Origin of the sequence: Caballeronia sp. LZ032 (assembly GCF_031451315.1) — a bacterium.
In the GTDB taxonomy this organism is placed as follows: Bacteria; Pseudomonadota; Gammaproteobacteria; order Burkholderiales; family Burkholderiaceae; genus Caballeronia.
This window is the reverse complement of record NZ_JARUXP010000001.1, coordinates 3,220,361-3,233,543: the sequence shown is the minus strand read 5'-3', so window position 1 is coordinate 3,233,543 and position 13,183 is coordinate 3,220,361. Positions and strand designations below refer to the sequence as shown.

Annotated in this window: 14 protein-coding genes; 4 read left to right on the top strand and 10 right to left on the bottom strand. The window is 64.3% G+C overall.

What is annotated here, in order from left to right; genetic code table 11:
* Nucleotides 1–51 precede the first annotated feature (51 nt).
* From QCE69_RS15165 to mgrA, 7 genes are all read right to left on the bottom strand, one after another.
* Nucleotides 52–273, bottom strand: a complete 222-nt coding sequence (locus QCE69_RS15165; RefSeq protein WP_309931396.1) for a hypothetical protein — start codon at nt 271–273, stop codon at nt 52–54.
* A gap of 55 nt (nt 274–328) precedes the next feature.
* Nucleotides 329–805, bottom strand: coding sequence for a 2Fe-2S iron-sulfur cluster-binding protein (locus QCE69_RS15160; protein ID WP_309919377.1), 477 nt, complete (start codon nt 803–805; stop codon nt 329–331).
* A 214-nt stretch (nt 806–1,019) separates the two neighbouring features.
* A complete protein-coding gene (locus tag QCE69_RS15155) occupies nt 1,020–2,468 on the bottom strand; it encodes an amino acid permease (protein ID WP_309919375.1) in 1,449 nt (482 codons plus the stop codon).
* 144 nt (nt 2,469–2,612) lie between these two features.
* Entirely contained in the window at nt 2,613–3,266 is a 654-nt protein-coding gene (rqpR, locus tag QCE69_RS15150) for a response regulator transcription factor RqpR (RefSeq protein WP_309919373.1), read from the bottom strand.
* Between the two features lie 8 nt (nt 3,267–3,274).
* Nucleotides 3,275–4,150, bottom strand: coding sequence for a sensor histidine kinase (locus QCE69_RS15145; RefSeq protein ID WP_309931394.1), 876 nt, complete (start codon nt 4,148–4,150; stop codon nt 3,275–3,277).
* A gap of 343 nt (nt 4,151–4,493) precedes the next feature.
* Nucleotides 4,494–5,264: a ferredoxin--NADP reductase gene (locus QCE69_RS15140; RefSeq protein ID WP_309811093.1), complete on the bottom strand. Its 771-nt coding sequence runs from the start codon at nt 5,262–5,264 to the stop codon at nt 4,494–4,496.
* 507 nt (nt 5,265–5,771) lie between these two features.
* Nucleotides 5,772–6,815, bottom strand: a complete 1,044-nt coding sequence (gene mgrA, locus QCE69_RS15135) for an L-glyceraldehyde 3-phosphate reductase (RefSeq protein WP_309811091.1) — start codon at nt 6,813–6,815, stop codon at nt 5,772–5,774.
* Between the two features lie 237 nt (nt 6,816–7,052).
* Between mgrA and QCE69_RS15130 the strand changes: the two genes are divergently transcribed.
* Together QCE69_RS15130 and QCE69_RS15125 are read left to right on the top strand one after the other, a co-directional pair.
* The gene (locus tag QCE69_RS15130; RefSeq protein WP_309931391.1) at nt 7,053–7,850 is read left to right on the top strand and encodes a mechanosensitive ion channel family protein; all 798 of its coding nucleotides are present in this window, start codon (nt 7,053–7,055) and stop codon (nt 7,848–7,850) included.
* A gap of 79 nt (nt 7,851–7,929) precedes the next feature.
* Nucleotides 7,930–8,133, top strand: coding sequence for a DUF3185 family protein (locus QCE69_RS15125; protein ID WP_309811085.1), 204 nt, complete (start codon nt 7,930–7,932; stop codon nt 8,131–8,133).
* A gap of 10 nt (nt 8,134–8,143) precedes the next feature.
* Here the strand turns inward: QCE69_RS15125 and QCE69_RS15120 are convergent, their stop codons facing one another.
* Nucleotides 8,144–8,920 carry a phytanoyl-CoA dioxygenase family protein gene (locus QCE69_RS15120; RefSeq protein ID WP_309931389.1) on the bottom strand — a complete coding sequence of 259 codons (777 nt, stop codon included), beginning with the start codon at nt 8,918–8,920 and terminating at the stop codon, nt 8,144–8,146.
* Between the two features lie 309 nt (nt 8,921–9,229).
* Here QCE69_RS15120 and QCE69_RS15115 point away from each other — a divergent pair, with 309 nt between their 5' ends.
* Entirely contained in the window at nt 9,230–9,580 is a 351-nt protein-coding gene (locus tag QCE69_RS15115) for a hypothetical protein (RefSeq protein WP_309931387.1), read from the top strand.
* Here the strand turns inward: QCE69_RS15115 and QCE69_RS15110 are convergent.
* Nucleotides 9,577–10,665, bottom strand: a complete 1,089-nt coding sequence (locus tag QCE69_RS15110; protein ID WP_309931385.1) for an alkene reductase — start codon at nt 10,663–10,665, stop codon at nt 9,577–9,579. The genes QCE69_RS15115 and QCE69_RS15110 overlap by 4 nt on opposite strands.
* Before the next feature lie 121 nt (nt 10,666–10,786).
* On the bottom strand, nt 10,787–11,974 hold the full coding sequence (gene metK / locus QCE69_RS15105; protein ID WP_309919354.1) for a methionine adenosyltransferase: 1,188 nt from the start codon (nt 11,972–11,974) through the stop codon (nt 10,787–10,789).
* Nucleotides 11,975–12,258: 284 nt separating this feature from the next.
* On the opposite strand from metK, the gene QCE69_RS15100 reads away from it, so the two are divergent.
* Complete coding sequence (locus tag QCE69_RS15100) at nt 12,259–13,143, top strand: lipid A biosynthesis lauroyl acyltransferase (RefSeq protein WP_309931383.1); 885 nt, start codon at nt 12,259–12,261, stop codon at nt 13,141–13,143.
* The last annotated feature ends 40 nt before the right edge of the window (nt 13,144–13,183 follow it).

Genomic DNA, 13,183 nt, shown 5'->3' with positions numbered 1-13,183 from the left:
ATAGGCCCATTTCATATTGAAACTGGGAGTTTCGCAACTGCTTATCTGCACCTATCCGCACGCTGCGCTTGGCTTCGCGCGATTCTGCAAGACCGACTCAATATCGATGCGCGTGATCCGCGCGTGCGCATGCGGCGAGCGCAGGAACACGCCATGGCTTTGCTGCGGCAGGACCACGTCGTCCGTGTACTGGCCCGCGCCGGTCAGGAAGCGATAGTCTTCCTTGCGCTTGACGCCGGCGCCGATCAATTTCTGTTGCTCAGGGGCATTCATCGCGGTCTCCTGTTCAGGCGCGATTCATCGTTTCGGAGGGGGATCGGAACCGGGATCAGGCGCCCGCTTTCATGTCCTGCGCGCCCTGGAGCACCGCTTTGACGATGTTGTGATAGCCCGTACAGCGGCACAGGTTGCCGTCGAGCTGCTCTCGGACTTCTTCCTCGGACAGGTTGGCCGACTGCGCGGCCAGCGCGCTCGCACTCATTACCATGCCCGGGGTGCAGAAGCCGCACTGCAAGCCGTGACAGTCCTTGAATGCCGCCTGCATCGGATGGAGCTGGCCGTCTCGCGCCATGCCTTCGATGGTCGTCACGTCCATGCCGTCCGCCTGCACGGCGAGCATGTTGCACGACTTCACCGCGCGGCCTTCGAGGTGCACGGTGCACGCACCGCACTGGGCGGTGTCGCAGCCGATGTGGGTGCCGGTGAGGCGGAGTTGATCGCGGAGAAACTGGACCAGCAGAAGATGCGGTTCGACGGTGGCGGTCACGGGCTTGCCGTTGACCGTCAGGCTGATGCTGAGCGCCATTTCACTGTCTCCATGTGAGGACGGACCCGCTTCACGCCGTTGCACCTGCCTTACTGCCGCCGTGAGCGTTCAGTTGGGTTGGGTGTTGTGTTTGTGACGTCGAGTAAAACACAAATCGACGGGCGTCGCCATCCGCGCGAACGCCCGTCCGGTTCAGGCCGCCGCACTGCAAAACGCCGCCCGGAGGCGGCGTTTGGAGGCCTGTGCAGGGCGTTCAGTGCGTCGCGGTTTCGCGCTCATTCAAGCGGGCAGACGCGCCCGACGCTTCAGACGGCGCGCGGCCCAGCAGCGCGTGACGGCGCGAGTAGGCGAAATAGATCGCCAGGCCGGCCACCAGCCACACGAGGAAGGCAATCCAGGTGGTCGCCTGGAGGTTGGCCATGAGGAAGAGGCACGAGGCGACGGCCAGCACCGGCACCACCGGCACGCCCGGGCAGCGGAACGCACGCGGCAGGTCGGGGTGCGTACGGCGCAGGATCAGCACCGCGACGGACATCAGCGAGAACGCGGCCAGCGTGCCGATGTTGATGAGTTCCGCCAGCACGTTGAGCGGCACGAGCGCGCCGATCAGCCCGAAGACGATGCCGACGAGCCAAGAAGTGAAGAAAGGCGTCGAAAAGCGCGGATGCACCTTCGACAGGCGCGCGGGCAGGAGACCGTCGCGCGACATCGCGTAGATGATGCGGGTCTGGCCGTAGCTCATCACGAGAATCACGGTGAGCATGCCGAGCACCGCGCCGAGATCGATGAAGCCGGCCACCCAGTTCTGCCCCGCCAACTGCAGCGCGAACGACACCGGATGCGGATTGTTCGCAAACTGCGCCGACGGCACGATCCCCGTCACGACGCCCGCCACCGCTACGTACAGCACCGCGCACACGACCAGCGACGAGATGATGCCGATGGGCAGATCGCGCTTCGGATTCTTCACTTCTTCCGCCGCCGACGACACCGCGTCGAAGCCGATGAACGCGAAGAACATCACGGCGGCCGCGCCGAACACGCCTGACCAGCCGTGCGGCATGAACGGATGCCAGTTCGCGGGCTTGACGTGGAACACGCCCACGGCGATCACCAGCAACACGACCGTCACCTTGATCGCGACCATGAGGTTGTTGACGCGCGTCGATTCCTTGATGCCGACCGAGAGCAGCGTGGTGATGGCCATCATTACCAGGAACGCGGGCAGGTTGAACCAGGTGACCTGGCCGGGCAGCGCACCGGGCGCGGCGGTCAGGACGGTGGGCAAGGCGACGCCGAAGCCGGACAACAGCGATTGCAGATAGCCGGACCAACCCACGGACACGGCTGACGACGCGAGCCCGTACTCGAGCATCAGATCCCAGCCGATGATCCACGCGGCCAGTTCGCCGAGTGTCGCGTAGGAATAGGTGTAGATGGAGCCGGCGACGGGAATCGTCGATGAGAATTCGGCGTAGGCCAGCGCGGCGAAACCGCAGGCGACTGCCGCGACGATGAACGAGATCATCAGGGCCGGGCCTGCTTGCACGGCGCCCGTGCCGGTCAGCACGAAAATCCCGGTGCCGATGATCGCCCCGATGCCGAGAAAGGTCAGATCGAGGGCGCCGAGTGTTTTCTTGAGCGAGGTGCCGGACGCGCTGGCCAGCATGTGCTCGACATTCTTCCTGCGGAACAACGACATTGCGATGAATCTCCTTCTGGCACGCGGGCGCCCTGCTGCGGGAAACCCGGCATTTTATCGGAGACTCAAAGATTGCCCTGAGATGGGGCACGTCACGCATGCTGTGGCGAAGTTTTACGAATTTATCTTGAGAAAGATAAATTATCAGCTGGCGATGCCCGGATTCATGTCGACGAGACGGTTGCTCATTACGTAGAAGGTCAGCTCCGCGTTGTTGGCGAGCTTCATCTTCTCCAACAACCGCGCGCGATAAACACTCACCGTTTTAACCGAAAGCGATAAGGCGTTCGCGATATCCGTCAGGCGCTTGCCGGACGCCAGCATGCACAGCGTCTGGAACTCGCGGTCCGACAGCTTTTCGTGCGGCAGCCGTTCGGTATCGAGCGAAACGTAGGTTGCGAGCGCTTCGGCCATTTCCGGGCTCACGTATTTCCGGCCCTCCGCCACCTGGCGGATCGCGCCGAGCATCAGCGCGGGATCGGCCGTCTTCGACAGATAGCCCGCCGCGCCCGCCTTCAGTGCCCGCACCGCGTACTGATCCTCCCGGTACATCGAGAACATCAGCACCGGCAAGCGCGGCGCGTCGCGCTTGATGCGCTTCAGCAGGTCGATACCGTTGACGTCGGGCAGCGAGATGTCGAGCATCGCGACATCGAACGGACGGCGCGCGACAAGCGCGAGCGCCTGCATGCCGGTTTCGGCCTCCGACACTTCAGCGGCGACGCCGCGCTCCACCAGCAATTGCGCGACGCCGCGGCGCACGATGGCGTGGTCGTCGGCGAGCAGGACCTTGAGCATCGGCGGCCTCAGGCGCTCATGACGCCGACCGCGAACAACGCCGGCCGCGCCGCGGCCCACGGCAGGCGCGCGCGCACGATGGTTCCCGCCGGTTTTGCCGCCACGACGCGCAGGCTGCCGCACAGCGACTCGCAGCGCGCACGCATGCCGGACAGGCCGAAGCGCCCGCTCTTGCGACGCGCGGCCGTGCTGATGCCGATGCCGTCGTCCTCGACGGTCAGCGTGATGGCGTCGTTGTCGGCGTCGAGGGTGACGTTCGCGCGCGTGGCGCCGGCGTGGCGCGCGACATTGCCGAGCGCTTCCTGCGCCACGCGAAACAGCGCGAGCGACATGTCATCGGACAGGCGGTCGAGATGCGCGTCTTGCGCGCAGACGAACGTCACGGCAAGCGTCGTCCGGGCTTGGAAGCTTTCGATCCAGTTGAGCAGTTCGGCGCCGAGACCGGCGGCGAAGGTCGGCGCATGCAGACCCTCGACAATGCGATGGCTCGTTTCGCTGACCTCGGCCAGCGCGGCGCGCGCCTGATGCAGCGCGTCGTCGAGTGCGGCGGGGGCATCGGCGGGAAGCCAGTGTCCGGCGCGCGCGAGCGCCAGATTGGCGATGGTGAGCGCCGCGCCGGTTTCGTCGTGGAGATCCTGGGCAAGCGCCTGGCGCGCGCGTTCTTCGGTGGCGGCGAGCAGCGCGGCCAGTTCCTGCACGCGCGCGGTGAGACGCTGGATCTGCCGATCGCCCTTGAGCTTGGCGTCGATGAGCGCGGACCACGGAGACGAAGACGGAAGGCTAAAAGACGCGCCGGGACATTCCGGCGGCGGTGACGACACCCCGCGCAACGGGGCGCGACGAATCGGAGTCTCGTCGAGCGAGATCTTGGCCGGCGGGTTCATTCACATTCCTCGCTTTGAGCGCAACTGGAGCTACGTCCTCGGCTGACCCGCGAGCGGCGTAACTGAATTTACACTCTGTAACATCGAAGATGGGGCGCGCGGCGCGCGCGCCGTCTCAGGCGTAAACGGATCATATCTCAAAAATATGATAAATCCATGTCTGACAAGGCCTGGAACGGTGAACTTCATGTCGTTTGCCAAGTCCGGCGCACACAATGCGTAGGAAAAACACCTACGACACGCTGGCGGCGACGGCAAATTTGTAACTGCGCACTGTGAGTCGAGGCGAAAAAAAACCGGAGCGCGTGGCTCCGGTTCTTGCCCAGCGAATGCGGCGCAACGATCAGCCGACGAACGCCTTCTCGACGACATAGTGGCCAGGATGATTGTTGCTGCCTTCCTTGAAGCCCATGGCGTCGAGCAGTTCGCGCGTGTCGCGGAGCATGTGCGGGCTGCCGCAGAGCATGACGCGGTCGTTTTCGACGGAGAACGGCTCAACCGCCAGATCCGCGAACAGCTTCTTCGTTTCGATCAGATCCGTGATGCGGCCGCGGTTGGCGAATTCCTCGCGCGTGACGGTCGGGTAGTAGACCAGCTTCTCCGACACGATCTCGCCAATGTGCTCGTGCGCCGGCAGATGCTCGGTGATGAAGTCCTTGTACGCGAGCTCGTCGACGAAACGGCAGGTGTGCGTGAGCACAATCTTCTCGTAGCGGTCGTACACGTCCGGGTCCTTGATGATGGACATGAACGGCGCGAGCCCCGTGCCCGTCGACAGCAGCCACAGCGTCTTGCCGGGCAGCAGGTTGTCGGCCATGAGCGTGCCCGTCGGCTTCTTGCCGATCAGCACGGAATCACCCACCTTCAAGTGCTGCAGGCGCGAGGTCAGCGGACCGTCCGGCACCTTGATGCTCAAGAATTCGAGATGCTCTTCGTAGTTGGCGCTCGCGAGGCTGTAGGCGCGCAGCAGCGGCTTGCCTTCGACTTCGAGGCCCACCATCGTGAACTGGCCGTTCTCGAAGCGGAACGAGCTGTCGCGGGTGCAGGTGAAACTGAAAAGCGTGTCGGTCCAGTGATGGACGCTCAGGACGGTTTGAGAGTTAAGGTTGCTCATGGCTTCTTGAACTGTGCGAAAACGGTGGCGCTCCGACGATCGCGGCCGGCTCGCGGCAACCATCGCCACGCCGGGGCCGCGCTGCAAAACGCGCGCACGACGAAGGCGCTGCGCTGCGCGAAAGGACGATCGAGTGGTGACGGCCGCGGATCGGTACGACCCAGGCGCTTCGGTACGACTCAGGCTACGACTCGGACTACACCCAGGCAGCGCGACAGCCCGGCGGAGTCGTGCATTTTAACCCGATAGCGAATCCGCGTCGTCCGGGGCCGCGCGGGACGCCGCTGCGGCAGAGTCGCGCACGTCTGTCTCCAGACGTAACACGCGGACGAAAAAGCGCTGAACGGATGTCGCTGGCTGGCGTGTGGCTGGCGGGCGGCGGGCTTCAGCGGGCTTCCTGGCAATGATCGAATCGCCGGAAGCCGCCGAGCCCGCATGATAGCAACGGAACCGTCGCCGGCTGGAAAAACCCCTTTCCGCAGAAAGGCTTGGACGCGTTTGCGCCGGTCAGATGCGCTGATCGGTGGAGGGCTTCTCCCACAGATTGATGCCGCCTTCCTGCGCATGCCGGTCGATCTCAGCGAGTTCCTCCGCCGTGAACTCCAGGTTCTTCAGCGCGGCGACATTCTCCGTGACCTGCTCCGCGCGGCTCGCGCCGATCAGCACCGAAGTCACCCGCGAACCGCGCAGCGCCCACGCCAGCGCCATTTGCGCGAGGCTCTGGCCGCGCTTCTGCGCCAGTTCATCGAGCTTGCGCACGTGCGCCAGATTGGCGTCGCTCAGATGCTCCTGCTTGAGCGACCCACCGCCCGGCTTGTTGACGCGGGCATCCTGCGGCACGCCGTTGAGATACTTGTTCGTCAGCAGACCCTGCGCGAGCGGCGTGAACGCAATGCTGCCGGCGCCGATGTCGTCAAGCGTGTCGAGCAGTTCCTTCTCGATCCAGCGGTTCAGCATATTGTAGGACGGCTGATGGATCAGCAGCGGCACCTTGTGTTCGGCGAGCAGCTTCGCCATTTCACGCGTCTTCGTCGCCGAATAGGACGAAATGCCCACGTACAGCGCCTTGCCGGAGTGCACCGCGGTGGCGAGCGCGCCGGCGGTTTCCTCGAGCGGCGTGTCGGCGTCGAAACGATGCGAATAGAAGATGTCGACGTAATCAAGGCCCATGCGCTTCAGGCTCTGATCCAGGCTCGCGAGCACGTACTTGCGCGAGCCGCCGCCCTGGCCGTACGGTCCCGGCCACATGTCCCATCCGGCCTTCGACGAAATCAGCAGCTCGTCGCGGTACGGCCGGAAATCGTCCTTGAAGAGGCGCCCGAAGTTGGTTTCGGCGCTGCCGTAGGGCGGGCCGTAGTTGTTGGCGAGATCGAAATGCGTGACGCCCAGGTCGAACGCGGTACGCAGGATTTCGCGCTGGGTGGAAATGGGCGTGGTGTCGCCGAAGTTATGCCACAGGCCCAGCGAAAGCGCCGGCAGCTTCAACCCGCTTCTGCCACAGGTGCGGTACTGCATCTGCGTATAGCGCTCGGATGATGCGTGGTAAGCCATGACGGATTTCCTCTGCGGATTTGCATGTTGAACGGACTTGCGACCAGCATGGCAGCGTACGCCGTGCGGGCACGCGCCCTGCCAAGGGCGTCCATGGTAAGCCGATCGACGGCGGGCGTGCAGCGTCCTTCCCGCCGTCCCGTTATTTGGCACCGCCTTTCACCGGGACGCTGCCAGCTACAGTGAACGTTCGCCGGTCCAGCCGGACCAATGCTCATCCCGTTTCTGGAGCTTCCCATGGATTCGATCGACCGACTGCGCCCCGCCTACGACTCCTTTACCGCCATCGCCGTGACGTACGGCATCGACATCTTGCTGGCCCTGTTGATCCTGCTGGCCGGATGGTGGATTTCCAATGTCGTCGCCAACGCGCTGCGCCGTGCGCTGGCCCGCACCAATGTCGACGCGACGCTCACGCCGGTGCTCGCCAGCATCGCGCTATGGGCGATCCGCGTGGTCGCCATCGTCGCGGCGCTCGGCAAGTTCGGCATCGCGGCGGCCAGCATCCTCACCGTGCTCGGCGCCGCGGGCCTGGCCATCGGGCTGGCCTTGCAGGGCACGCTGCAGAACATCGCGGCGGGGCTGATGCTGTTGCTGCTGCGGCCGTTTCGGGTCGGCGATTACATCGAAGGCGTCGGCACCACGGCGGGCACCGTCAATGAAATCGGACTGTTCACCACGCGTCTGACGAAAGCCGACGGCATCGTCATGTACGTGCCGAACAGCCTGATCTGGGCGAACGCCATCACCAACTACAGCGCGAACGACCGCCGGCGCGTCGTCATCAACTTCCAGGCGCAGCACGGGCTGAAAGTGGATCACGTGCTCGGCGAACTGCGCCGGCTGGTCGGCGAGGATGCGCGCATCGTGCAGGAAGGGCCGTCGGCGCCGTGGATTGCGGTGACGGATTACACCGATACCGGCGTCAAGTACAACCTCGGCGCGTGGACGAGCCGGGGCGATCACGCCAACGTGATGGCCGATCTGCTGCGCAAGATCCAGCCGCTCACGCGCGGGGAAGCGCAGGCCGCCTGAATCGGTTGGCCAACGGGCGGGTGGACGCCGGCTTGCCAACCGATTAACCTGACGCGCCTTTCAGTCACGAGACCAGACCATGACCCGAGCGATTTCCGTTGCGCTGCTTGTCGGCGGCATTGTGCTGCTGTACTTCGGCGGCCAGTCGTTCCATTCGCTGTCCAACGACGTGGCCCGTTTCTTCACAGGCTCGCCGACGAACAAGACCATCTGGCTGATCGCCGGCGGCGTCGTGGCGTGTTTGGCCGGGCTGATCGGACTGGCCATTCCTTCGCGGCGCTGAGCCCGCCGGATCAGGCGAGCGCCACTTCCGGCTTCGATGCCGAACGCGTGCCCGGCAGCGGCGCGTTGCTCGCCCCGCGATAGGTGTAGACGAGCGAGAACTTCACCTGGTCAGTGAGGTTCTTGCCGGCCGAATGCAGCGTATTGCAGTGGAAGAACACGACGTCGCCCGGTGCGAGTTCCGGCGACACCGCCGTGCGAATCAGGGCGGCGTTTTCTGGCACGTCGGAGCGGAAGAATTTGGCGTCGTCGAAACGATCCGACGTGAACGGCAGCTTGTGCGATCCCGGCACGAACCACAGCCCGCCGTTATCCACCGTCTCGCGACCCATCGCGACCCACGCCGACACCAGGTCGTCCCGTTCGAACGCCCAGTAGCGCACGTCCCGATGCCATCCGGTCAGGCTGCCGTACGCCGGATGCTTGGTCATCATGCAGTTGTGATGCGCGCGCGAGAGATACGGCGTTTCCCCGAAGTACAGTTCCATCCAGCCGCGCACTTCCGGCGATGTCGCGAACTCAGCGAACAGCGGATGCCGCGCGTAGGCGTCCAGCAGACGACGCACCGTGTGGCCGCCGGGCGCTTCCTTTGAATCCGGCGCGCCCGGATACCTGAGGTCCGCTTCGAACTCGATGGGCGCCGCGGCCTCGGCGAGTTGCTGACGCGCGACGTCACGCATGGCGTCGCAACGTTCTTGGGAAACGAGTCCCTTGACGATGACGAAGCCCGTTTCGCGCAGTTCACGCACCTGTTCTTTTTTGGATTTCAGCCAGTTTTGATCAGACATTTCAGTTCCGCGTGCCTTGGCTCGATCATTCATGCCAATGACGCTATATCCGGAATTGGTTTGAATTCATCGATTGTAATTCCGTCGTGGCGCCAAGGCCCATGCGGTGGAGCTTTACCTGATTCTTGTCAGCGAACGCTTCAGAAAATTACAGGGAAAACGCGGACTTACCCGGGTCATGAAGCTCTTGTACATTGGCCGCATCAATTCGGTGCAACTTGATGAATAGAGTTGGATCGAAGGCTTGAACGTTATTTTTGAGACGACTACCGTCAGGTTTGCCATCCAGCAAACCGACCTCCCGCCGACATGAACTCCCGAATCGCCATGGGCCTTTCCCGTGCAGCATCACGCGCGGCGCGTCCTGCCCGCCGCGGCATGATCCGCGCACTGCGCCATCATTCCACCCGCACTCGCCTGCTTGCGGAGCAATTGAAGCAGGTCCATCCCGTCGATGGCATTCGCTCGTGGTTCCGCGGACTTTTCTTCAATCTTCGGGTACGTGCGGCATCGCGCCGCGTGTCGTTGCGAGCCTTGTTGCGACGCCCGGTGTCATTGCGCGCACCCACGCCCAAACCCAAACCGGCTGCATTGACGAGCCGCCGTCCGCGCCGCCTGTCGACGAGCAGCGCCGGCTGGTACGCATTCGCCGCGCGCTAGGCGTTCTTGTCGTTCAACGCCGCGTAGTCGGTATAGCCCGCCTCGCCGCCGCCTCGAAGGGTTGCGGGATCGGCCTCGGCCAGCGGCGCGTTCTCCTTCACCCGTTCCACCAGATCCGGATTCGCGACGAAGGCGCGGCCGAATGCCACGGCATCGGCGGCGCCGCGCCCGATCAGCGCGCTCGCTTCGTCGATGCGCCAGTCGCCGGCCGCGATGAGCGCGCCGCTATACGCATCGCGCACGCTGTGAAGCAGGGCGTCGTCGAAATCGGCCAGCTGCAGATACGCGATGCCGATCCGCTCGAGTGCATGCGCCAGGTACGTCGCCGATTCGCGTGCTTCGGCATCCTCGATATCCGCGCCTGCGAAGAGCGGCGACAGCCGCAAGCCGATACGATCCGCGCCAAGCACGCTTGACACCGCCTCGAGCACGTCCACGACGAGCCGCGTTCGCTGCTCGACGCCGCCGCCGTATTCGTCGCTGCGACGGTTCGTGCCGGTCGCGATGAACTGATGCAGCAGCGCGCCGTCGGACGCGTCAATTTCGAGCAGGTCGAAACCGGCCCGATCGGCGCGGTGCGCGGCATCGACGTATTGCAGCACGACGCTCGCGATCTCGTTCGTTTCCAGCGGGCGGGGGTCATCGGCATCGATCAAGGCGAACGCGCCGTCGTCTTCGCGCACGAGGAGTTTTGCGTCGCGCGCCCGGATCGCCGAGGGCGCGACGGGCGGCGCGCCGCTTTCCTGCAAGCGCCGATGCGACAGTCGCCCGGCGTGGGCTAGTTGCAGCGCGATGCGACCATGCCGGGCATGCACCGCGCCCGCGACGGCTTTCCATCCCGCTTCCTGCGCATCCGAAACCATGCCGGGCGTGGCATAGCCGCCGCGTCCCGCGGGTGAAATCTGCGCGGACTCCGTGATGATCAGGCCCGCGCTCGCGCGCTGCGCGTAATAGCGGGCATTCATTTCGACGGGAACGTCGCCGGGCTGTGCGGCGCGATGCCGCGCGAGCGGCCCCATGACGATGCGATTCGGCAGTTCAAGACGGCCGATGCCGAGCGGCGAGAAGAGCGTTTCATGCGACATGGCGGCTCCGGAAGTTCCGAGAATCCGCTCATTGCAGCGCAAGAAACGTGCGCAAAAAAAACCGGCAGGCGCGCTGCCTGCCGGTCCCTTGACGACCTGTACTACGGTGCGGCGAAGCGTGTTACGCGACGCTCGCGACCGGCTCGGTGCCTGCCGCTTCGGCCAGCACGAGCGCCTTGTCGGCGGCTTCCCACGAGAACTCCGGCTCTTCGCGGCCGAAGTGGCCGTAGGCGGCGGTCTTCTCGTAGATCGGACGCAGCAGGTCGAGCATCTGGATGATGCCCTTCGGACGCAGATCGAAGTGTTCCTGCACGAGCTTGGTGATCTCGGCGTCCGAGATGCGGCCCGTGCCGAACGTGTTGACCATGATCGAGGTCGGACGCGCCACGCCGATCGCATAGGACACCTGGATCAGCGCACGCGACGCGAGGCCCGCCGCGACGATGTTCTTCGCCACATAGCGGCCCGCATACGCAGCCGAACGGTCGACCTTCGACGGATCCTTGCCCGAGAACGCGCCGCCGCCGTGCGGCGCCGCGCCGCCGTACGTATCGACGATGATCTTGCGGCCCGTCAGACCGCAATCGCCCTGCGGACCGCCGATCACGAAGCGCCCCGTGGGGTTCACCAGGAACTTGATGTCGCCCTTGATGAGTTCCTTCGGCAGCGTCGGCTTGATGACCTCTTCGATCACGGCTTCACGCAGCTGCGGCAAGTCGATGTCCGGTGCGTGCTGCGTGGAGAGCACCACGGTGTCGATGGAATGCGGCTTGCCGTCCACGTAGCGCACGGTGACCTGCGACTTCGCATCCGGACGCAGCCAGGGCAGGCGCCCGTCACGGCGCAGGTTCGCCTGACGCTCGACCAGACGGTGCGAAAGATGGATGGGCAGCGGCATGAGCTCGGGCGTTTCGTCGCATGCGTAGCCGAACATCAGGCCCTGGTCGCCGGCGCCTTGATCGAGGTTGTCGTCGTGCGCCTTGTTCACGCCTTGAGCGATATCGGGCGACTGCTTGTCATACGCGACGAGCACCGCGCAACCGCGATAATCAATGCCGTAATCGGTGTTGTCGTAGCCAATGCGCTTGATGGTTTCGCGCGCGACCTGGATGTAGTCGACATTGGCCGTGGTGGTGATTTCACCGGCGAGCACGACGAGACCGGTGTTGCAGAGAGTTTCCGCTGCGACGCGCGAATACTTGTCCTGAGCCAGGATGGCGTCGAGGATGGCGTCGGAGATTTGGTCGGCGACCTTGTCCGGGTGGCCTTCGGAAACAGATTCGGAAGTAAAGAGATAGTCGTTCGACACGCTTCAGACTCCAGTTTGAGTACGGTTGGTATTCACGTAGCCGACTTCGTTTGGAGTCTGAAGCGGCGACGCTTTAGCGGATATCCTTACCAGGCCGGCAACTCCATGACTGCAAGACTGCATGAAGCCCCGCGCCCGCTTCGCCCCGCAAGTTGTCCATTAACTCGGCGAAGGTTTTATTATACCGGCTTCCCTTATTTTTTCAGAGCCGACCGCTTGACGCCAATCGCCCCGCATCAATCTTCCGTACCTCGCGGCCACCCGTATGTTCGCTGGAGCACATCATGCTAGGGCGTATCGGGGTAGCCCTTGCGATTGGCTTTCTCAAGTTCCTCGCGATCATTCCATACGGCATCACCGCGCGTTTCGGCGACGGTCTCGGCTGGCTGCTCTATCAGATCCCGAGCCGCCGCAAGCGCATCGTCCACACCAACCTCAAGCTGTGCTTTCCGGAGTGGTCCGACGAGAAGCGCGAGGACATCGCGCAGAAGCATTTCCGCCACGCGATCCGCAGCTACGTTGAGCGCAGCGTGCAGTGGTTCGGCTCGGCCAGGAAGCTCGAAAAGCTGATCCAGCTCGACAGCGCCGTCGACCTCACCGACCCCAACCTGCCGCCCACGCTGTTTCTCGGACTGCATTTCGTCGGCATCGAGGCGGGCTCCATCTTCCTCAACTACTCGCTGCACCGGCAATGCGGCTCGCTCTACCAGCCGTTCTCGAACCCGCAGGTCGAGGAGATGGCGAAGAAGCAGCGCGGCCGCTTCGGCGCCGACATGGCCAGCCGCGCCGACAGCGCGCGCATCGTGCTGCGCTGGCTGCGCGACCGCAAGCCCGTGATGCTAGGCGCGGACATGGACTATGGCATGCGCAACTCGGCGTTCGTGCCGTTCTTCGGCATTCCCACGTGTACGCTGACGGCGGTCGGCCGGCTCGCCAAGACGGGACGCGCGCAGGTAGTGCCGTTCATCGGCGAAGTGCTGCCCGACTACAAGGGCTACCGGCTCAAGATCTTCGCGCCGTGGGACAACTATCCGACCGGCGACGACGAAGCCGATGCCCGGCGCATGAACGCGTTCCTCGAAGAGCACATTCCCGACATGCCCGAGCAATATTATTGGGTGCACAAGCGCTTCAAGACGCGGCCGCCGGGCGAGCCCGGCTTCTACTGAAGCGGCACTGAAGCGGGCGCGGCAGGAAACGCCGCGCGAC

What these genes read in the sequence shown, in the direction of transcription:
- mgrA (WP_309811091.1), bottom strand. Translation starts at nt 6,815, where the DNA reads ATGGCTTACCACGCATCATCCGAGCGCTATACGCAGATGCAGTACCGC.
- rqpR (WP_309919373.1), bottom strand. Translation starts at nt 3,266, where the DNA reads ATGCTCAAGGTCCTGCTCGCCGACGACCACGCCATCGTGCGCCGCGGC.
- QCE69_RS15145 (WP_309931394.1), bottom strand. Translation starts at nt 4,150, where the DNA reads ATGAACCCGCCGGCCAAGATCTCGCTCGACGAGACTCCGATTCGTCGC.
- QCE69_RS15165 (WP_309931396.1), bottom strand. Translation starts at nt 273, where the DNA reads ATGAATGCCCCTGAGCAACAGAAATTGATCGGCGCCGGCGTCAAGCGC.
- QCE69_RS15115 (WP_309931387.1), top strand. Translation starts at nt 9,230, where the DNA reads ATGAACTCCCGAATCGCCATGGGCCTTTCCCGTGCAGCATCACGCGCG.
- QCE69_RS15100 (WP_309931383.1), top strand. Translation starts at nt 12,259, where the DNA reads ATGCTAGGGCGTATCGGGGTAGCCCTTGCGATTGGCTTTCTCAAGTTC.
- QCE69_RS15130 (WP_309931391.1), top strand. Translation starts at nt 7,053, where the DNA reads ATGGATTCGATCGACCGACTGCGCCCCGCCTACGACTCCTTTACCGCC.
- QCE69_RS15120 (WP_309931389.1), bottom strand. Translation starts at nt 8,920, where the DNA reads ATGTCTGATCAAAACTGGCTGAAATCCAAAAAAGAACAGGTGCGTGAA.
- QCE69_RS15110 (WP_309931385.1), bottom strand. Translation starts at nt 10,665, where the DNA reads ATGTCGCATGAAACGCTCTTCTCGCCGCTCGGCATCGGCCGTCTTGAA.
- QCE69_RS15140 (WP_309811093.1), bottom strand. Translation starts at nt 5,264, where the DNA reads ATGAGCAACCTTAACTCTCAAACCGTCCTGAGCGTCCATCACTGGACC.
- QCE69_RS15125 (WP_309811085.1), top strand. Translation starts at nt 7,930, where the DNA reads ATGACCCGAGCGATTTCCGTTGCGCTGCTTGTCGGCGGCATTGTGCTG.
- QCE69_RS15155 (WP_309919375.1), bottom strand. Translation starts at nt 2,468, where the DNA reads ATGTCGTTGTTCCGCAGGAAGAATGTCGAGCACATGCTGGCCAGCGCG.
- QCE69_RS15160 (WP_309919377.1), bottom strand. Translation starts at nt 805, where the DNA reads ATGGCGCTCAGCATCAGCCTGACGGTCAACGGCAAGCCCGTGACCGCC.